The organism is Paenibacillus tundrae, assembly GCF_036884255.1.
GTDB lineage: Bacteria > Bacillota > Bacilli > Paenibacillales > Paenibacillaceae > Paenibacillus.
The window spans coordinates 396,341-416,039 of sequence record NZ_CP145605.1; the positions used below are offsets into that span (position 1 = coordinate 396,341).

Here is a 19,699-nt window from a genome sequence, read left to right on the forward strand (position 1 = left end):
GTAGGGGATTAGACCTGAAAGATCGGAGAGATGGCAGGGGGTGCCGATTGATTAGGTGTGGCGGGTTGCTGAGTTAAGGTTGGGGCATTGTCCCAGACGGAGCTGGGCAGTTCTCGTCGTAAAACGGGGGCTACCTCTTGGGCGAATCGCTCTAGCTGCTCCAGTTGCTCGCTATGACTGAGTCCATCGACACTAATACTGAGCACCTGATGTCCGTAGGCTGCATGATAATTTACGATTTTCTCAACAACCTGATCTGGACTACCAATCAAGACAGGACCGTTCGCGATATTATCCTCCAGATCCTTGAAGGGAGACTGGTTATGCTGTGCAGAAGCAGTAGCATGGAATACATCGTAATAGGGCTTGTATCTGTGAATGGCTTCTTCTCGCGTATTGGCGAGGTACAAGCTGCCAGCTCCAGATCCAATCACTGCTCGCTTGGCATCATGACCATAATGATCGAGGCGTTCTCGATAATGATCAATGAGTGCTTTGTATTTGGCCTGAGGGTGGAACGAGTTAGATGTGAAAAGCGGTTCACCGTACTGCGCTGCAAGCTCGGTTGATAAAGTACTCGATGCGCTACCATGCCAGATCGGGATGGATTGCTGTAGTGGACGTGGTTGAGTGGTTACTTTGTCTAGTGGCGGACGGTATGTGCCTTCCCAGGTCACGTCCTCCTCTGTCCATAGACGCTTGAGCAGACGATAGCGTTCACCCAATGAATCCCACTGCTCTTCCTCTGTGATCCCAAACAGCGGGTAATGCCGAGGATCATTGCCTTTCCCGATAATCATCTCCAGCCGCCCGCCGGATAACTGATCCAGTGTGGCATAGTCCTCTGCGACACGCACAGGGTCAAGTACACTGAGTACTGTAACGGTCGTTAATAGACGGATGCGAGAGGTAGCCGCGGCAACTGCCGTCAACACCACAGGCGGAGAAGAGGAGAGGAAAGGTGCGCCATGTCGCTCCCCAATTCCGTATGCATCAAATCCCAGCCGTTCTGCCAATCTGGCCTGTTCCAGAATGTTCTGGAATTTCTGCTGTGCCGTAAACGCTTCTCCGGTGATAGCATTGGGCAGATTCATCATGAGGCTAAATAACGCAAATTTCATCTGACCCTCTCCTTGATTGAAGTAAGAAACGATTACATTATTATAATTTAATCCAATCTGAATAGTGTGATATGTAAGTTGATATAACTGTAACATGTTGTCCGTGTTTCTTCTAATGGATTTTTTCTATAAGCAAATGTTCGCTCTGGTGTACCGTTTACGATCAAGCTTCTTATCGTTGTTAGTTCACTCTTAATAAAAGAGCCGTTCATCATTATGACGATGAACGGCTCTTTTCGTGTGTGGCCACAGGAGGACGTGTGTCATTGACCTTTGAGTTAGCGTGTGTTCTTTTCCGTAAAATAGTACAAGAAAGCGAGAAGTGGCATAGCAATTCCAATGATGGACGTTAGTGCCCAGCCCCCATAGGCATATGACCAACTTCCGATCGATGAGCCGGCGGCTCCGCCGATAAAAAAGATCGACATAAAGATTCCGTTGATTCTTCCTCTCGCTTCATTCCCTAAAGAATAAATGACGCGTTGTCCAAGCACGAGATTACCAGATACGGCCATATCTAAGGTGATAGCTGCAATGAGCAATACAATCAGAGCTGTTGTGGAGTTGCTTTGGAATAGATAAGTTATCGCAAATGACAGTAATGCAATCACCATTGCAGCACCCGTAAGAATCCGGGTTAACCCGCGATCGGCTAGTCTTCCCGCAATTGGCGCTGCAATCGCACCGCCCACACCGGCTAATGCAAACCAGGCAATACCTTGCTGTGACATATTGAAGTCATTGGCAAGCCGCATAGGGACTGTCGTCCAGAATAGGCTGAATGCACCAAACAGACTAGCTTGGTACAATGCTCGGCGACGCAATGGAGGGAGTTTTTTCAATAAAGTACCTAAAGAAATGATGAGTTGTCCGTAATTTAAATTAGGCTCTGGTTGACGTGCAGGGAGAGTACGGGATAGAAGGATGGTCAATAGCGCAATCATGATGGCGGAGAAGATAAATACGGCTTGCCAGCCCCAGATGCTCGTAATAAAGCTTGCTACGGGGCGAGCGAGCATGATGCCGAGCAGTAGACCGCTCATGACGTTGCCTACGACACGTCCGCGTTGCTCTTCTGAGGTCAGATAAGTGGCGTACGGGACTAGAATTTGAGCTACGACAGAGCCTACGCCAATGAATAGCGATACCATTAAGAATAGACCCGATTGAGGGGCGAATACGGCAATGATCAGAGCTAGGATCAATACGATTAAAGAAAGTGTGGCTAAACGTCGATTCTCAATAATGTCGCTGAGCGGCACGATGAATAACAGCCCAATCACGTATCCCAACTGGGTTAAGGTCACAATAAGTCCGGAAGCGGCAGAAGATAATCCTGTTGTCATGCTGATCGGACCCACTACGGTCTGAGCATAATAGAGATTGGCTACGATTAAACCGCAAGCGGACGCGAGAAGCAGCACAATCCAGGGCGAGAGCGTAGGTTGAGCAGAAGTTGTTGAAGCTTGTTTGGTTGGCATTATTATCATCCTCCGAGATTATGATGGGAATCAGTTTGTATCAGCTTAATGAAAAAAGTTAATTAGTGAACGTTACGTACACTTATTGTTGATAAATATATACTAAACGTTTAGTATTGTAAATAGGCATTTTTCAATGAACTGGGATTTTAGTATGATGTATCGTGGATACATAGATATTGCACCGAGGAGGAAACCGAATGACTGGCAAGAGAGGACGGCCTCGTAATGTCGAAACACAAAATGCAATTTTGACGGCAGCGTATGAACTGCTTTTGGAGCACGGATTTGCATCGGTTACGATTGAAAAAATTGCAGAGCGAGCACAGGTTAGTAAAGCAACGATATATAAGTGGTGGCCTAATAAAGGTGCGGTCATCATGGATGGATATATGCACGAAGCAACGGCGAGGCTACCTGTACCCGATACAGGCTCTGTATTTGAAGACATAGAGCTTCATGCGTCGAATCTGGCTCGATTTCTGACCAGCCGTGAGGGGAAAGTGATTACAGAGATTATTGGTGAAGGCCAGTCCGATCCAGCACTTGCGGTTGAATACCAGACTCGTTACATTCAGCCAAGACGACGTGAGGCATGGGGGATTATTGAAAAAGGTGTGGAGCGCGGAGAACTGAAGCCGGACTGTGATATTGCGTTATGTATCGACCTCATATATGGCTCTATCTTCTATCGAATGTTAGTTTCGGGTGAGCCGGTGGAGGTTGATTACGTTAATCGTGTAGTAACTTCATTATTCGACGGTATAAGAAAATAAGTTGACATGGATAGCGAATTGCCACGGTTTTTATTGACCAATGTAAAAATAAGGATTAAAATTGTGTATATCATATAAATTCAAATTTTTGGATTTATTATTGTGGAGGTGGGAGGTATTGGAACCTACAACTACGATACGATCCTTTATTGAGGATCACATCAGAAAACAGGGGTACACGCTGCAGTATTTTGCCGATTTATCTGGTGTAAATGCCGGAACGCTCAGTGCAATAATCAAAGGCACAAGACCCATCGCGATGGCTCAACTGGATCTCATTACGCAAGGTATGAATCTAGAGCCAGGTCATTTCTATGAACTGTATGGAGCAGAATGTTTCGTAGAATCTTCCCCTCACTGGAGAAGGCTGGAGCCCTTCTTACAACGTTGTGCCGAATTGGACAAGCTGGATTGCATTCATAGGGTCATACAGCAGGTGACAGATGATCGGTCATATATCTCGGAGTTATTCGAGATGGCTGAGGGTATGTTCGAACGAGAGCAGAATCAAGCCGCGTTGATGTTGTATGAATGTGTCGCTGAATGTGAGAAGTACCAGCATTCGGAACGACTTGCACTATGTCATTATCGAATTTTCACCCTCTCGCTGAGTCAGGATCAGAATCAAAATCTGAGAGCTGCCGTGCTGTTCGAACCGTATATTAATCGGCTGGATGAGGAGCGACAACTTGACGCCATTAAGGATCTGGCGAATACATACTTGGCGTTAAGATACTATGATAAACTATTTGCTCTAGCTGATGAGTTAGAACAGAAGTCTAAGGTTATGCAGGTATATACAACGAAAAAAAATAATCATGATAAACGTATAACGGCGTATCCGTTGTTTGTTTACGGCGTTTATGCGAATTTACTCAAAGCTTCGGCATGTGAAGGACAGGAAAAGTATAAGGAAGCTCTATATTATACTGAGGTATACACCGATCTAATCAAAAATCATGATTCTACGGAAGAAGATTGGATTTACATTGATAAGTTTAAATTTTGGACTGAAGCTAACACCTACGTATATCAACTGCTAATGGGTGATCTAACCGTATTACCAACTTACATTAACTATATAGAGAAAAATGAATCAGAAGTGCTTCCCGCAATAATAAATATTCTGGAAGTTGCTAATCAATTAGATGAGGATATTGATGAGGTTCTTCATAGATTTGGCGATCGAATCAATTCAGAGATTAATCGTCTACAAGGTTACACTAAGCAAGTGGAATCTGATCTGTATATCACGTTTCTACTGAAACGGAGTATTTACCATTTCAATCGGGGACAAGATTCAGAAGGTATGAAGCAACTTTTGGCTTGCCTGAGAGAAGCTGTTAAGAGCAACAAGCAACAGGATATTATACACTGTGTAGCGTTGTATGAGAGATATAGAACAAATATATCTACTCCAGATTACGCAAATCAGTATAAATTGATTATGATGGAGGTAGAGAATTATTATGATAAAAAAGAAAATCGCTTATTTCATCTTACTTAGCTTTATTTTGATTAATGTGGGTCAGTTAGGTTCGTTTGACAATACTTTCCCGATTGAAACCTCACTTAGTAGTACTCATGGCGGCGGAGGTTTGTAATTATTAATGAATGAAACGTGATATGTTATGAAAGGTTTATTTCCAAATTCGGAAATAGGCCTTTTTTACAATAAAAAATGAATTGACCATTGTAAAAATAAGGATTAAAATTACATTTGTTATCAATTGCAAATGGTGAATTGGAGAGCGCTATGAGAATAACATATGAGTATCTCAGGCTTTTTGTAAAGATGATGTTAAGCAACAAAATAGCCTTTGTGTGGTATTTAATTTTTCCACTCGTTGCTTTTCTTATTTATAATTATTCCTGGTTTGATTCTAGACCCACCACAATTGATTTTTACATTCAAACGAGCTTTTTTATTTCATATATTACCTTGTTGATGTCCATTGAAGTAGCTACCCATTTAATTACACTAAGAGAGAACGGCTTCTATAAGATGTTTAAATTTATATCAGGAAGTAAATATCCGTTTATTTGGGGCAAGGCTCTGAATCAGGTTTTGTTCATTATCGCTACAATCTTTCTGGTGTCATTCGTAACAGGTGTAATGTTCTTAGACCCGGCACAACTCGTGACGTTTCTGATCACTGCCATTGTGAGCTGTATCCTTGGATCCATCATTCTTATTTTGCTAACATTGGTTCTGATGCTGATCCCGATTAGACAAGAGTCGTTGAACGCAGTGATTAGTATGAGTTTGTTGGTCTTATTTTTTGTATCTGCCAAAGGATTTGCATATTCTACGGCGTATAGCTTCCTGTTTGTACTACTGAATCCGCTCGAATATGTCAGAAATATCACGTTTATCCTCGCAGATTGGTTTACGGGTCATTCATTCGATCACGAGAGTATTGGGGTTGTTGGTATAATCTCGGCATGTTATGTGGTCTGTGGATTGATTGCGCTTAAACTTGTAAACGTCATATCAAGAACTCATCGGACATAGCAGGAGGATGCATGATTACAATAGATAATGTAAGCTTTTCCTACCGAAAGTCGCCGCGTCAGAATCTGGATCATTTAAGTGTGGAATTCCGGTCGGGTACCGTGAACATGATTATTGGCAAGAATGGTTCAGGCAAAACAACATTATTTGACCTCATTACCAATGTCATTAAACGTCCTCCCGAAATTAGAGGTGTGCCTGAGGAGAAGGATATGATCTATCAGCTTCAAGGCTTATTGTTTCCACCTACGTTGAAATCGAAGGATGTATTTCGTTTCTTTCTATATTCCGATCATGCGAGCCGTATTCAAGTTACGAATGAGCCTTATGTCGATGATGATATGAGTGTCTCTGAGATTGATTTGGTAAGACGGATATGGAAAATGGAGTTTGGACAATTATCTATTGGAGAACGAAGGTATCTGTGTATTTTGGCTATTACCTTGATGGAGAGGAAACTATACATCTTTGATGAGCCGCTGGCTGGCATTGATCCCGAGATGAGGCAGTACATATTAAAAAGAATCGAAAAACTTGCATTACACAAAGAATGCACGGTGTTATTATCCAGCCATCATTTACATGATTTCCAAAGGATTAAATGTACTCTCCATCTACTGCACCAAGGCAGAATATCCTTTAGTGGTTCATACACGGAGTTTATTCAGAACGTAGAGGGAGAAAATCCGAATGATGCATTTCTAATGAAAGTTCAATGAATGGATCGAAAACCTTTTCTTGTTATACCTCCATTAATAGTTTGGAATGAGTATCTAGCGGTGACATCCAACTTATTAATCTTAGAGATGGAATGATAGGGCGTTCCTTTAGTGCAAAATGTCTATTGCATGTACGTCCCTACATTCTTACTTCATGTGAGTTATACTTTCCCTGATGCGATATATGGAAGGTAGGAGGATTCAAATAACTATATCTTGTGGGCTTATGCGATTACCAAAGTGTAGATGAAAAAGGTATGAATGTGAAAGAATTGGGATGGAAATAAACATATTGTTTTGCAAAGGATTTCATTGTAAATTTTTTAGCAATATATTCTATAATAGTACAAATAAAGGGGGTGCATGCTTGTGAATGAACGGAAGAAGATCAGCGACCAAATTGAATGGAGCAGGCAAAAGTTATGTCGTTTGGCGGAAAATCAGGGCATGCAAGACGGCCAAGTCCTGCAGCAGTCCATGATACTAGATGAACTTATTAATGAATACAATCGTTTCAAGTACAAGAAACATATTCTAAACAGACAGCCGATTACCTAGGTAATCGGCTGTTTTTTTACATAAACTTAACTATCTCTAACCACTTATTTCTAATGTAAGGATAAGGAGCCCTATTGGACTAGCTGTATATCGGTGATCATTTTAACGGAGTCTATCTGCCAGCGGAGTAGATCACGGGTTAACGAGAACGATAACATGCCGGAGTGGATATTCTTGAGTTGACCATCGTCAGCATAGGTAAACACCGCAAAGCTGGCTAGAACCTCTCTAGAGGAAAAGGTTTTTTTGATTGTATTGAATGTCACAGTTGGTGTCGGTAGTTGATGATCCGTAACATAATGATTGAATTGAGCTACTGGATTAGTGGAAGAAGCCGATGGATTAACAGTTGTAGATTGTTCGGATATGTATTTCTGTATAACTCTACTTGGTGAATTAGCCATGGTATAGATTGCGACGAATATGATTGCCATGACAAGCGCAAGTATAATCATAGCTGCTTTTCTAGTAAGCATCCTAGTCCCTCCATACGTAACTTGAGCAATAAATCAACATAAGCTGCCAAGGCAGTGATACTAAGCTCAAGCCATCTCAACTTCATTGTTGAACGATCTGTACTAATAACAATCGTAACGCTGAGAAAGTTGTCTCTTCAACTAAAATAAACATAACAGGCATACCGGGAGGTACACATGTTATGTTTATTTATTTTCCCCCTTAATTCATCCGAGCTTCGAGCCGCTTGGCTACAATGGACAAGGCGTAATTGACGACAAAGTATAGCACGGCTGCCAACAAGAGAGCAGGAATAATATAATCGAAGCTCTGTCCCCCTAGAATCTGCACATGGTGCATCAGTTCAGGCAGGGAGATGATGATTGCCAGCGACGTATCTTTGAGTAGTGAGATAAACTGGCTGACCATGGGGGGAGACATCCGGCGTAACGCCTGAGGCATGATAATCCCACCGAGTGTCTGCATGTAGCTTAACCCAGAGGAGCGAGCTGCTTCGATCTGTCCACGCTCAATGGATTTGAGTCCACTACGAACAATCTCTGCGATCATTGCTCCTTCGAACAAACTCAGACCTACGACAGTAGACCAGAACACGGACATCTTGATCCCCAATTGAGGCAATACGATATGAATGAAGAAAATGATAAGTAATAACGGTAAATTACGAATGGTGTCTACGATGACTGCGACAATCTGGGATAAGACTGGGATGCGTGTATACCGGATCGTCCCTAGAATTGTGCCCAGTGCAAAACTAAATACGATAGATAACCCTGCGACTTGCAGGGTAAGTAGAAATCCTTGTAATAGAAAGCGAAGGTTGGGCCAGGCATAGGCCCCGCTGAAGTCCATGATTCATCGACCTCCTTTTCGAGATAGTACCTGATCACATGGTGACCTGACCTGCTGGCTTCGGCTTGTTCGATTTTCCTTTAGTAGGAGTGGATTCAGCATCACTTTGTCCAAATCGCCGCTCCATATAGTGAACGAGCAAGCTGAGGGGTAACGTCAGAGCCAGGTAAAAGAGAGCGACAATGGTATACACACTTAAAGGTAGGAAGGTATCTGAGTTGATGAGATCGGCAAAATACATCAAATCCATACCTGCAACGACCGCAAGGATGGATGAATTTTTGACTAGATTAATGAATTGGTTGCCGATGGACGGCAGTACAATTTTGATCGCTTGAGGCAGAATGACTAGATTCATCGCTTGCACGTAAGATAAACCGGAAGATCTCGCTGCCTCTAGCTGACCGCGTGGTACGGACTGAATTCCCGCCCTTATGGCCTCGGCGATAAATGCCGCAGTATAGATCGTTAGACCAAGCGTGCCGGAGATGAAACCATCGAGGGAGATACCAATGGCGGGCAGTCCGAGATAGAAAAAAAATACGACAAGCAACAAAGGGATGTTGCGAATAAACTCCACAAAGGCCGTGCCAATCCAGTTTAATGGCTTGATCGGAGAGATGCGGAATATTGCAATAATCGTCCCAAGAATAAAGCTGCCAATCAACGCCATAATGCTTACTTGAATCGTGTTCAAGAATCCTTCCAGGAATCGATCGGAATGCCGGATCAGAACGTTAAAATCCAAATTGCCCATTCAGGGTAAACCTCCGTTCCTCAGATGTGAGCGGCGATGATAGCCTATCCTTACAGGGAGGAGCACACATACCATCGCCGCTGAACCATCAGTTAATCGAAGTTACTCAGGCTTGGCGCCCAGCCATTTTTCATGTAAAGTGTCGTACTCACCGCTATCCTGCAGGCTCTTGAGCAGGCTGTTCACTTCGGATACAAAAGCAGAGTCGCCTTTGCGAATCGCCATACCATAAGGCTCACTAGTGAAATTGCCACCGACCAGCTTGTAGTTATTATCCGTTTGTTGCATACCAATCAGGATGATGTTATCCGTTGTTAATGCCTCACCTTTGCCGGCTTTGAGCGCTGTGAAGGCATCCTGGTAGTTATCGAATTCCAGCACTTCGGCATCGGGAGCCTTTTCGCGAATGTTCTGAGCAGAAGTGGAGCCCTTCACAGCCAGTACCTTTACACCTCCGAGACTCTCTAGCCCGGTGATATCACTGTCGTTTTTCACAAGCAAGGATTGCCCTGCCTCAAAATATACATCACTGAAATCAACCTGCTCTTTACGTTCATCTGTAATCGTCATTGTGGCAATAATGATGTCAATGTCGCCGTTTTGCAGGAGCGGAATACGAGTCTTCGATGTTACTTCCTTCAGCTCGACCTTGGTCTCATCTCCCAGAATTTGTTTGGCGAGTGCCTTCGCGATATCGATATCGAAGCCTTCTACCTCACCGCTTGCAGGGTCTTTAAGCCCGAATAACTTCGTATCGTACTTCACGCCAGCAATGAGTTTACCCCGTTCTTTAATCTGTTCAATGGTACCTTTGGCTTCCGAGGTGTTGTCGCCAGATCCGCCAGATCCAGAGGATGAATCCCCGCCTGTGTTACAACCAGAGATGACAAGCGCCAGAATCAATACGAGCATGAGTGACGGCCACTTCAATATGTTCTTCATTTGTTAAAGACCCCTTTTCCAATGGAATGATATTAGTGGTGAATCAGACGACTCAGGAATTGTTGGGCACGTTCCTCTCTAGGGTTGTCAAAGAACGAGGCGGCAGAAGCTTCCTCCACAATGCGACCTTCATCCATAAAAATAACGCGATCCGCCACTTCACGGGCGAACCCCATCTCGTGGGTAACAACAACCATGGTCATCCCGTTGTGTGCAAGCGAGCGCATGACATCAAGCACTTCCCCGATCATTTCAGGATCCAATGCGGAAGTGGGTTCGTCGAACAGCATGATTTTGGGCTCCATAGCCAGACCGCGGGCGATCGCAACACGCTGTTGTTGTCCGCCGGACAACTGTGATGGATAACTGTCTGCCTTCTCGGCAATGCCTACACGGGTCAGATATTTCATGGCCGTAGCGGCAGCCTGTTCTTTGGGTTGTTTGCGCACCTTCATCGGTGCCAGGGTGATGTTATCAATGACTTTTTTGTGGGGATAGAGATTGAAGTGTTGAAATACCATGCCTATGTCACGGCGGAAGAGGTTAATGTCGACCTTTTTCTGATGTAAAGGAATCCCGCTAACAACGAGCTCACCTCCAGAAATGGTTTCTAGACGATTAATACAGCGGAGCAATGTGCTTTTGCCTGAGCCAGAAGGTCCGATAATGACGACAACCTCACCTTCCTCAATCCGAAGATGGATATCCTTGAGAACGTGGAAGTGACCAAAGTGCTTCTGAACCCCTTTGAATTCAATCAACAGTGCATCCCATCCTTTCTGCAACGTTAGTTTGAAAAGGAAGATTAAGGAAAACATTGGAAGTGGTTATTTCATCATACATAGTCATCCTGTGTGTGGCAATTAATTTGTTATAAAATGTGACATAAGTAATGGGTTGAGTAGGGCTAACACCTATATTGTGTTATATCTTTGTTATGTTAAAAGATTTGCTGTGACGAATTCTGACAGAAAAATGATCCGATTTTCCTAGTGGATTTACAGACATTGGAATAGATGGTTGTAGTATGATGAAAGAGATATTCTGTTAGACCATTCAGAAACCGAACAAATAACATCAAGTTCCATTAGTAGTTGGCAAAAAAGATCAACCTTTGATCCCATTGCTGCTGATATGATGGAGCGAGAATACACTTCATAGGCCTAATCTATATAAATTGAACGAAGCATTTACACGAGAACGGAGAGGACAGAAATAACATGGAGAAGCAGAGCGTTCGCCTGAAAGCTTTCTGCAAGAAAGCTACATCGGAAGCATAAGCTATCACCGGATTTTCTCTAGGGAATAGGGAATCAAAAAAATCTGGGGATAACAGCGATCGTAAGGTTATTCTGTCATCGGAGTGGCAAGTGTAAATATCCGTCTGTTCAATTTATATAATCCAATAAGAAGCAGAAAGGATGATAACTACGCGATGAATACATATAATTCCGCAATACGTGCTGGTGATGAATTAACGTCTGATAAAGTATCATACGACGTTTCTTTACCTAACATTCCTGCTCAGGATTTTCTGATTACCGAATTTGGGGCTGTAGGAGATGGTGTGACCGACAATACGGAGGTGTTCCGGCTTGCCATCGCGGCTTGTTCTGAGGCAGGCGGGGGGCGTATCGTTATTCCTGCTGGTGTATGGCTCACGGGGCCGATTATTTTACGTAGTCGAATCGAGCTGCATGTCCAGGCTGGGGCACTAGTTACCTTTAGTCGAGACTTTGATCAATATCCTTTAATTGCATCGACCTTTGAAGGGTGGCAGGCTGTCCGCTGTCAATCTCCGATTGATGGAGACCAGTTAGAGGATATCGCCATTACGGGTGAAGGGGTATGGGACGGAAATGGTGAGGCATGGCGTCCGGTCAAGCGTTCTAAACTGACGGCATCACAATGGAAAGCACTAGCAGCTTCCGGTGGAGTCATTGAACATACAAGCGGTGAGGAAGAGATCTGGTGGCCATCTCAGTCTGCGCTTGAGGGGAATGCAGTTGCGAATCGGATGCATGTAGAACAAGTGCGTGACCTATCAGCCTACGAGGGGATTAGAGATTTTCTTCGGCCCAATATGGTGAGTTTGCGTCGATGCAAACGAGTATTGTTGGATGGGCCAACCTTTCAGAATTCTCCGGCGTGGAATCTGCACCCTTGGGCTTCAGAGCATGTGACGATTCGAAACGTCAGTGTTCGAAATCCGTGGTTTTCTCAGAATGGGGATGGATTGGACATCGAATCCTGCCGTTATGTTCTGGTAGAGAACAGTGTCTTCGACGTTGGGGATGATGCAATCTGCATGAAGTCCGGCAAGGATGCCGAAGGTCGCGAACTAGGTTTGCCATCGGAGTATGTTACCATTCGGGGTTGTACCGTGTACCACGGTCATGGCGGCTTCGTCATTGGCAGTGAAATGTCTGGTGGCGTGAGACATGTGCGTGTGTCAGACTGTACGTTTATCGGAACAGATATTGGGCTTCGTTTCAAGAGTGCGCGTGGGCGTGGCGGCGTAGTGGAGGACATTGAAATTGAGCGAATCTATATGAAAGACATTATTATGGAAGCGATCTCATTTTCATTTTTCTATGCGAATCAGGAAGGTTCGGCACGAGGAAGTGACATTGCACATGAAGTCACTGAGGAGACGCCAGTGTTCCGGGATATTCGAATTAAGGATGTAGTCTGCTCCGGGGCGGACACTGCATTACTGGTTAGTGGGCTACCGGAAATGCCGCTAGATGGATTAGTGATAGAAGGATACCGTGTGTCTGCGCAAAAAGGTGTGCAATGCTCGCATGCCAAACATGTGCGGATCGCCGATCTGCAACTCACCGTAGCTGAAGGCTCGCTGATTGAGCTTCACCAGTGCAAAGGGGCGGAGCTTGAAGGCATCGAAGGAATAGGCGCGGATGGTCGACTTTTGCGGATTACAGGACATGATACGACAGGTATTGTTTGCCGGGGAGAAGTAGCCGATACCGAGGGAAGACAGATTTCCATTGGGCCAAATGTAAGAAGTGGTGCGTTAATTCGCCAATAATTAGCTTATAAAATGGGATTCGATAGTAGCCGAAGTGGTGTAGCAATGATCTCTGATGAAAGGCTGAATGAATGGTGCATCCCTAGATGGAGAATGTAGTTAGATTATTAAGGCTACCCACTCGGCTGTCCTGTATTCCAAACTGGATTGATATTAGATGGATCGCATGTTATCATGCGGTCTATTTCTGATTGATGTTTGAACCATTAAATGAATATAGAGATCTCTCGCTCGTTAATGCACAGGTTTCCTAAGTGAACCTCACTTACCGATGCTCTTTGCGATAACGAAGCGGTGTGGTGCCAGTGACTTGTTTAAAGGTTTTGTTAAAATGAGCCGTATGCTCAAACCCCACCTTCTCCGCAATGAACTGCACACGCTCCTGTGTGGACAATAATCTACGTTGGGCTTCCCGAACCCGGACAACGCGCAGATACTCACTAAATCGAAAACCAGTTAACCGGCTGAACATGCGACTCAGATAGGATGGGCTTATATAGAAACGAGCGGCGGCTTCCTCCAGCGTAAGCGGTTCGTCATAATGAGTGTTCACGTAACGGGCAATCTCGGTAATTTTGTCATGCATAGGGTGGATTGGCTCAGGTGTCATTTGCCGTGTCATTTCTAGTGCACGATGAATGCTGATTAATAGCTGGGAGAGCAGGCTGCGTACAACAATTTCATAATACGGACGACGATCTTTACACTCGCGCAGCATCTGTTCCAACAAGCGCTGTATCTCAGGCTGTTCCGATTCGGGAACATGCAGTAATCGTGATCGTTCAAACGGAAGCAGACCGCAGATGCCAAGCTCCATTCCCGTAGCGAACGAGGGAGAGAATCCGACGAGGATACGTTCAAAACTAGGAATGCTTCCTTTAGACGTAATGTGTACGTCGTGTGGATTAATTAAGATTAGATCGCCTTTGCTCGCGTTGAGCAGTTGACCGTTCATGGAATACACACGTTCTCCTTCAAGCAGATAGTATAGCTCGTAAAAAGGGTGAGCGTGGGGCTGTGGCATGGCGTTCCCATCATGTCTTCGCATATGTTCTATGGTAAAGGAATTATCTCCAATTCGATATTTGGGTCCGATTCGATCTTCGATCACACTCATAACACGGCTCCTCTCTGCTTCGGCGGTTAACGGTTATATGTATATCATAACGGAAAATCCAGTTTATTGTAAACGCTATCAACCAAGGCTGTGGCATGTTGTAGAGATAGAGTCAGACGAGAAGATAATCAAAATGGGCGGCTGTGATATAGCCTAAAGGTGACAAAAAGCTAACGATGTTTTACAGTAGGGAGAGCGAGGCAAAACTCTAGATGAAGAGTACCTCCAATTAGATGTGGAAGGAAGGAAATAGGATATGACGACACATGAATTATCGCCTCTGGTTGCAGCACTGGACATGCAGCCTCACGTTGAAGGCGGTTGGTATAAGGAAGTATGGAAGGCTTCTTATCAGATCCCACAATCCGTATTGCCGGAAGCATACTCGGGACCCCGGTTCTCGGCAAGCTCGACGTACTTTTTGCTGCACAAGCATGAAATTTCAGAGTGGCACACGGTGTTATCTGATGAACTTTGGTTGTGGCATAGCGGTAGCCCGGTTGAATTGAAGCTGGGTGGTAATGGAGAGAATCCAGAGAACGAAGAGGTTCTCGTACTCGGTATGGATCTCGCTGCTGGACAATCACCACAAGTACTTGTTCCTGCCGGCGTGTGGCAGACGGCTCGCCCGCTCGGCGATGAGCCCGTACTCGTGACGTGCGTTGTAGCACCAGGTTTCCACTTTGATGATTTTAAGCTGGTATCCAAAGGCTAAGTAAAACAAAGTTTAAGCTGAATAGGGGCATACGTTGACCCAAAGATAATAAATCCCGACTCCAATGCAGTCATGCATAGGGTCGGGATTTTGATTTTAATATCATGTGTTAGCGTATCATATTTGTTTGCTCTAAAAATTGAAGTTATCTGGATCGGAACCGAAGCGTTTATTCTCGTTCAGACTGTTGATCTGCTCGATATCTTCTGCTGTTAATTCAAAATCGTATACATCGGCATTCTCGCGAATACGCTCTGGTGTAACGGATTTAGGTATAGTTACGATGCTGTTTTGCAGATCCCAACGCAGAATCACCTGTGCAGCTGTTTTGTTGTATTTGGCTGCAATCGTTTGCAATAATGGGTGTTCTACTAGATGGCCTTGTCCCAGTGGTGACCAGGCTTCGATCTGAATCTGGTGTTTGGCACAGTACTCTCTTAGTTCCGATTGGATCAGCAATGGGTGTAGCTCGACTTGGTTGACCGCAGGTTTGATCTTAGCATCCGTCATCAGGTCTTCAAGGTGGTGAATCTGGAAGTTACTCACCCCAATGGCGCGGATGCGTCCTTCTTGATGTAGCTTCTCCAGTGCTCTCCATGTATCCTTGTACTTTCCTTTTACAGGCCAGTGGATGAGATAGAGATCGAGAACTTCGAGTTCAAGTCGTTCCATACTTGCTTCAAAAGCGGCCAGTGTGGACTCATAGCCTTGATCGCCATTCCACACTTTGGTCGTAATAAACAGATCTTCGCGGGCAATTCCGGATTCACGAATACCTTGGGCAACACCAGATTCATTGTTATAACCTTTGGCAGTATCGATGCTGCGGTACCCTGCCTGAATGGCCGTTTTAACTGTTTCAACAACTTCTTCTCCATCCTTCACCTTGAATACACCCAAACCTAACCAAGGCATTTTGACACCGTTATACAGTGTAGTTGAATCTTGCACATGTTTCATGATCCGAATTCCTCCTTTAAGATAGATGGACTAAACCCACTCGCTCTCTGTATGTATTACCCTATCAAGCAATAGAGTACCTCATAATTATAGCCTTGTACTTTGGTGGGGAACAAGACATTAGAACATGTCGATCCACTTATACTCATCGTGAAATTTTACGCTTTTTGCCCGGTAGAGGTTTGGATTTGGTGCGTTCGGGTGATAAGATGAAGTATACGAAAAGGCAATGGTCTATTTCGCTTAGCAGTGCGTACATAATGTAGATGTGATACACGACTGGCTCGCAGGGGCTGGAATGGTGTGATTAATCATAAAGGAGCAAGTGCAATGGCTAAACCTAAACAAACGAAAAAAGCAGCAGCATGGTCACTCGTCATCATGGGGGCGGGATTTGCCGCATCGTTGCCATTTCAGGGCAGTCTAGTTGGTAAAATGCTGGTTGGATCATTTGAGGCTGGATTGGTGGGTGGACTCGCAGATTGGTTCGCTGTAACGGCACTATTCCGTCATCCGCTAGGCATACCGATTCCACACACGGCATTGCTGCCGAAGAATAGAGATAAGATGACCGAAGGGCTGGTCTCTGCGGTTGAGAATAATCTCCTCAACAAAGACAGTATTACGGAGAAGATCGCGGGCTACAAAGCAGCGGAGACGATACTTGATACACTGGCTAAAGAGCTTCATACGGATGGCGCCAAAACGATGATTGATACACTCTGCAAACGAATTCTTGCTGGACTGCCAGTGGAACAGATTGCTCCACTTGTGGCGCGTGAGATTAAGTCGCAGGCGGGTGATTTTGATCTTGGGCCGATTCTAGAGCGGGCATCCATTCAGATGAGCGAGCGGGGATACGACGTTAAAGCACTGGATTATGGACTGAAGCAGGCGGAAGAATGGCTTGTAAAGCCAGAAACCATTATGTTCTTGGGTGAAGCAGGCATGAAAGCAGTCAGCGGTATTCAGTTGAATGGATTGATGCAATTTGCGATGAATGCGTTCATGGGTTACTTGAATGAAGAGCGTCTCGGTAGTATTTTGCAAGGGTATCTGTTTGACCGTGTAGAGGACATGAAACGGGAAGGCAGCGCGCTTCGTTACAAAGTGCTTGATCTGGTGCGGACACAGACGGTTCGCATAGCGATGAGTGAGAGTGTGCAGCAAGGGCTAAATGATTGGAAGAATAGTATGTTGGACGGTTGGAATGCAGAAGAAACGGTGCTGAATAAGCTCACTGAACTGAGAGACAAAGCACTTACTGGCATGGAAGATGGGCAATATGTGGATACGTATGCGCTGCCTGCAATTGAGCGGGTGTTGTCTGATCTGCGCGCAGATGAGGCGCTGCTGACGAGCCTGAATGCGAAGATCGTGGAAGGCGTAACGACTCTGCTGGAGAAAAATCATTCCAAAATCGGGAATCTCGTACGCGAAAATGTCGATAAAATGGACAATGCATCTTTGGTAGCCTTAATTGAAGATAAGGTTGGGCAAGATCTGCAATGGATTCGAATTAACGGAGCCGTTACAGGATTTATCATTGGTATCGCACTGACCGCGCTACGGATTGTACTGGAATAGTACAGCTAAACAGCGGATTAAAATAAGTGATGTAAGTAAAGTGTCCTAGAGCCGCTCATTCGAGAGCAGGCTCTTTTTGTCGTACGCTGGAAAAATAATCAAACTACCTTACGCAAATATGATGCAGGTATCGGGAAAGGGGGTAATATACACCGGGATGCACCTTTGAATCATCTAGGAATAAAGTTACATAAAAACGATTCTGCTAGCCGATGTGGCTAATGTTGATTTTGTACTATGATGCAGGTAACAGAAGAAAAGCCATTATGACGCAAGGATATGTTCCTTTTTCATAGGATGTGTGTAAAACATGAAAACAATGCGAAGAAGGTGACCCGTATGAAACCAATGCAAAAATATGCATGTTTATTTTGTTTAATTATACTATCTGTATTTATTTTAGGAGGTTGTCAGAGTATGAATAAAAATGAGGACGAAGCATTGTTAAAGGAAGCAGAAAGCATTGCTATCCAGCATATGAAGGAAAAATATGATCTTGATGTTGTCGTCACTAGCGAGAAGAAACTTCCAAGCATAGCGGTTGCTGAAATATCACTCAAAGGCCACGTCGTTGATCATGAAGAGCAACGATTCAATCTGTATGTAAATTACGAGAGAAAAGAAGTAACCAGTATGGGAATGAGTGAAGAGTTTAAGAAGCTGTTATTAGATAAAGGCTATGATCCGTTCAAAAAGTGAGTGTTAACGACTTCTTAAATTAGGAGGAGAGCGTAGTTGAGTAAAATAGATGATGAAACGTACAAAGAAATGTCGAGGCTTGCTTATGAAGATCTAGAAGCTGGGGATGAATATGATACACTCCCTGGATGGAAGGTTCTTGAGGACACACATGGCAACGGTTATTCTGGCTTTGATGCGGTAACCTTCTATAACCCCGAGACAAGTGAGGCGGTTATTGCATACCGCGGTACAGAGGGAAGTGCTGGATGGGGTCGCAAAGGGCCTGACTTATTTGCTGATGCACAGATAGGTTTGCCAGAGCTCGGGAGAAAATTGGAGCAAAAGACAGACTTTACACCGGATTGGGTAACCGGAACCGTGCAGAAAGTGAAGGATGTTACCGGAGTAACCTATTTAGAGAATGCCAAGGGCAATGTTGATAAATTTGTAGATAAACATCTGACTGTTCAGCCCAATCAAATGTACGAAGCAGAAGATTATGCGAAGGATATGCAAAATAAGCATAAGGATCTGAATTTCTCATTAACAGGACACTCACTCGGAGGCGGTAATGCCCAGTATGCGGCTGCCTACACGGGATTACAAGCGGTCACTTTTAGCGCACCGTCCGTCATCTCCAGCCTCACACCAGAGATGAAACGTAAAGCTGAAGAGGGTGGCTTTGATGGGCAGGTTACGAACTACGCTCATCCCGGTGATTTTGTGGCGAGTGGTTTCTTCGATGGATATGATCGCCATGTTGGTTCAACGTACTATATCGATTCCAACTATAAAGGCATGAATAAGGGTAGTTTATTTGGATTTGGAGACATAAAGGAGAAGATCGACAATACGTTTGGCGGAGAAAATTATCACGAGCTTGATCGATACAAATTCGATGGGAACGGATATATTGCTAACGATCTATATGATCCTGTTACTGGAGAAAAAATCAATTACTCCCCGCGCCAGCCTTCCAACGTGTTGACCGATCTCGCCGGATTTATGCGTAATTTAGGTGTTCAGGCAAGTGGTCTCGCCAAAGGTATGGCAGGAGCGGTGGCGGCTTCCGGATTGATTCAGGTAACGCCGGAAGAACTAAAAAGCGTAGCAAGCCGCTGGAAGCAGAACGCGCAGCAGTGCAATTCGGAGCTGAATCAGATCAGACATCGAATGGCACAGTATCTGCATTCCAGCCGTAGTCGTAGGCTTGAACCGATTGTTACGCAGCTCGATGCTTCGATCAATGAGCTCAGCACATGGCATATGAAGCATACGAGCCAGTTCCTGAACTTTATTGATGAGAAGGCAGATGCCTTCCGGCAAGCGGATCAGACTCAGGTGAGTTTTAAATAGGACAGGCGAATCCGCCAAACCTTGAAATTTACACAG

At 44.6% G+C, this 19,699-nt stretch carries 19 protein-coding genes; 10 read left to right on the forward strand and 9 right to left on the reverse strand.

From position 1 onward, the window contains the following. Nucleotides 1-8 precede the first annotated feature (8 nt). The gene (locus V6W81_RS01850) at nt 9-1,121 is read right to left on the reverse strand and encodes an LLM class flavin-dependent oxidoreductase (protein WP_338541365.1); all 1,113 of its coding nucleotides are present in this window, start codon (nt 1,119-1,121) and stop codon (nt 9-11) included. 278 nt (nt 1,122-1,399) lie between these two features. Then, nucleotides 1,400-2,602, reverse strand: a complete 1,203-nt coding sequence (locus tag V6W81_RS01855; RefSeq protein WP_338541366.1) for an MFS transporter — start codon at nt 2,600-2,602, stop codon at nt 1,400-1,402. A gap of 200 nt (nt 2,603-2,802) precedes the next feature. Here V6W81_RS01855 and V6W81_RS01860 point away from each other — a divergent pair, with 200 nt between their 5' ends. The 5 genes from V6W81_RS01860 (at nt 2,803) to V6W81_RS01880 (ending at nt 7,170) form a co-directional block, all read left to right on the forward strand. Continuing rightward, nucleotides 2,803-3,378: a TetR/AcrR family transcriptional regulator gene (locus tag V6W81_RS01860; protein ID WP_145050052.1), complete on the forward strand. Its 576-nt coding sequence runs from the start codon at nt 2,803-2,805 to the stop codon at nt 3,376-3,378. Nucleotides 3,379-3,496: 118 nt separating this feature from the next. Further along, a complete protein-coding gene (locus V6W81_RS01865) occupies nt 3,497-4,885 on the forward strand; it encodes a helix-turn-helix domain-containing protein (protein WP_338541367.1) in 1,389 nt (462 codons plus the stop codon). Nucleotides 4,886-5,134: 249 nt separating this feature from the next. Beyond that, the gene (locus V6W81_RS01870; protein WP_338541368.1) at nt 5,135-5,893 is read left to right on the forward strand and encodes a hypothetical protein; all 759 of its coding nucleotides are present in this window, start codon (nt 5,135-5,137) and stop codon (nt 5,891-5,893) included. A gap of 11 nt (nt 5,894-5,904) precedes the next feature. After that, nucleotides 5,905-6,612: an ATP-binding cassette domain-containing protein gene (locus V6W81_RS01875; protein ID WP_338541369.1), complete on the forward strand. Its 708-nt coding sequence runs from the start codon at nt 5,905-5,907 to the stop codon at nt 6,610-6,612. Nucleotides 6,613-6,981: 369 nt separating this feature from the next. After that, complete coding sequence (locus V6W81_RS01880; RefSeq protein WP_260985479.1) at nt 6,982-7,170, forward strand: aspartyl-phosphate phosphatase Spo0E family protein; 189 nt, start codon at nt 6,982-6,984, stop codon at nt 7,168-7,170. Between the two features lie 71 nt (nt 7,171-7,241). Here V6W81_RS01880 and V6W81_RS01885 read toward each other — a convergent pair whose 3' ends face one another. The 5 genes from V6W81_RS01885 to V6W81_RS01905 all read right to left on the reverse strand — a co-directional run bounded on the left by V6W81_RS01885 (nt 7,242) and on the right by V6W81_RS01905 (nt 11,016). Next, complete coding sequence (locus tag V6W81_RS01885) at nt 7,242-7,646, reverse strand: hypothetical protein (protein WP_338541370.1); 405 nt, start codon at nt 7,644-7,646, stop codon at nt 7,242-7,244. Nucleotides 7,647-7,848: 202 nt separating this feature from the next. Beyond that, a complete protein-coding gene (locus tag V6W81_RS01890; protein ID WP_056703717.1) occupies nt 7,849-8,499 on the reverse strand; it encodes an amino acid ABC transporter permease in 651 nt (216 codons plus the stop codon). Between the two features lie 34 nt (nt 8,500-8,533). Next, complete coding sequence (locus V6W81_RS01895; RefSeq protein ID WP_056703721.1) at nt 8,534-9,256, reverse strand: amino acid ABC transporter permease; 723 nt, start codon at nt 9,254-9,256, stop codon at nt 8,534-8,536. Between the two features lie 102 nt (nt 9,257-9,358). Next, nucleotides 9,359-10,198, reverse strand: a complete 840-nt coding sequence (locus V6W81_RS01900) for a transporter substrate-binding domain-containing protein (protein ID WP_056703724.1) — start codon at nt 10,196-10,198, stop codon at nt 9,359-9,361. A 32-nt stretch (nt 10,199-10,230) separates the two neighbouring features. Continuing rightward, a complete protein-coding gene (locus V6W81_RS01905; protein WP_145050081.1) occupies nt 10,231-11,016 on the reverse strand; it encodes an amino acid ABC transporter ATP-binding protein in 786 nt (261 codons plus the stop codon). A gap of 617 nt (nt 11,017-11,633) precedes the next feature. Between V6W81_RS01905 and V6W81_RS01910 the strand changes: the two genes are divergently transcribed. Next, on the forward strand, nt 11,634-13,247 hold the full coding sequence (locus tag V6W81_RS01910; protein WP_338541371.1) for a glycoside hydrolase family 28 protein: 1,614 nt from the start codon (nt 11,634-11,636) through the stop codon (nt 13,245-13,247). A 265-nt stretch (nt 13,248-13,512) separates the two neighbouring features. Here V6W81_RS01910 and V6W81_RS01915 read toward each other — a convergent pair whose 3' ends face one another. Beyond that, complete coding sequence (locus tag V6W81_RS01915; protein WP_338541372.1) at nt 13,513-14,364, reverse strand: helix-turn-helix transcriptional regulator; 852 nt, start codon at nt 14,362-14,364, stop codon at nt 13,513-13,515. 256 nt (nt 14,365-14,620) lie between these two features. Here V6W81_RS01915 and V6W81_RS01920 point away from each other — a divergent pair, with 256 nt between their 5' ends. Beyond that, nucleotides 14,621-15,079, forward strand: a complete 459-nt coding sequence (locus V6W81_RS01920; protein ID WP_056703735.1) for a cupin domain-containing protein — start codon at nt 14,621-14,623, stop codon at nt 15,077-15,079. A 132-nt stretch (nt 15,080-15,211) separates the two neighbouring features. Here the strand turns inward: V6W81_RS01920 and V6W81_RS01925 are convergent, their stop codons facing one another. After that, nucleotides 15,212-16,039 carry an aldo/keto reductase gene (locus V6W81_RS01925; RefSeq protein WP_338541373.1) on the reverse strand — a complete coding sequence of 276 codons (828 nt, stop codon included), beginning with the start codon at nt 16,037-16,039 and terminating at the stop codon, nt 15,212-15,214. A 330-nt stretch (nt 16,040-16,369) separates the two neighbouring features. On the opposite strand from V6W81_RS01925, the gene V6W81_RS01930 reads away from it, so the two are divergent. The 3 genes from V6W81_RS01930 (at nt 16,370) to V6W81_RS01940 (ending at nt 19,663) form a co-directional block, all read left to right on the forward strand. Further along, complete coding sequence (locus tag V6W81_RS01930; protein WP_145050091.1) at nt 16,370-17,626, forward strand: DUF445 domain-containing protein; 1,257 nt, start codon at nt 16,370-16,372, stop codon at nt 17,624-17,626. 417 nt (nt 17,627-18,043) lie between these two features. Beyond that, the gene (locus V6W81_RS01935; protein ID WP_338541374.1) at nt 18,044-18,325 is read left to right on the forward strand and encodes a hypothetical protein; all 282 of its coding nucleotides are present in this window, start codon (nt 18,044-18,046) and stop codon (nt 18,323-18,325) included. Between the two features lie 69 nt (nt 18,326-18,394). Then, complete coding sequence (locus V6W81_RS01940) at nt 18,395-19,663, forward strand: lipase family protein (RefSeq protein ID WP_430701322.1); 1,269 nt, start codon at nt 18,395-18,397, stop codon at nt 19,661-19,663. Nucleotides 19,664-19,699 lie beyond the last annotated feature (36 nt).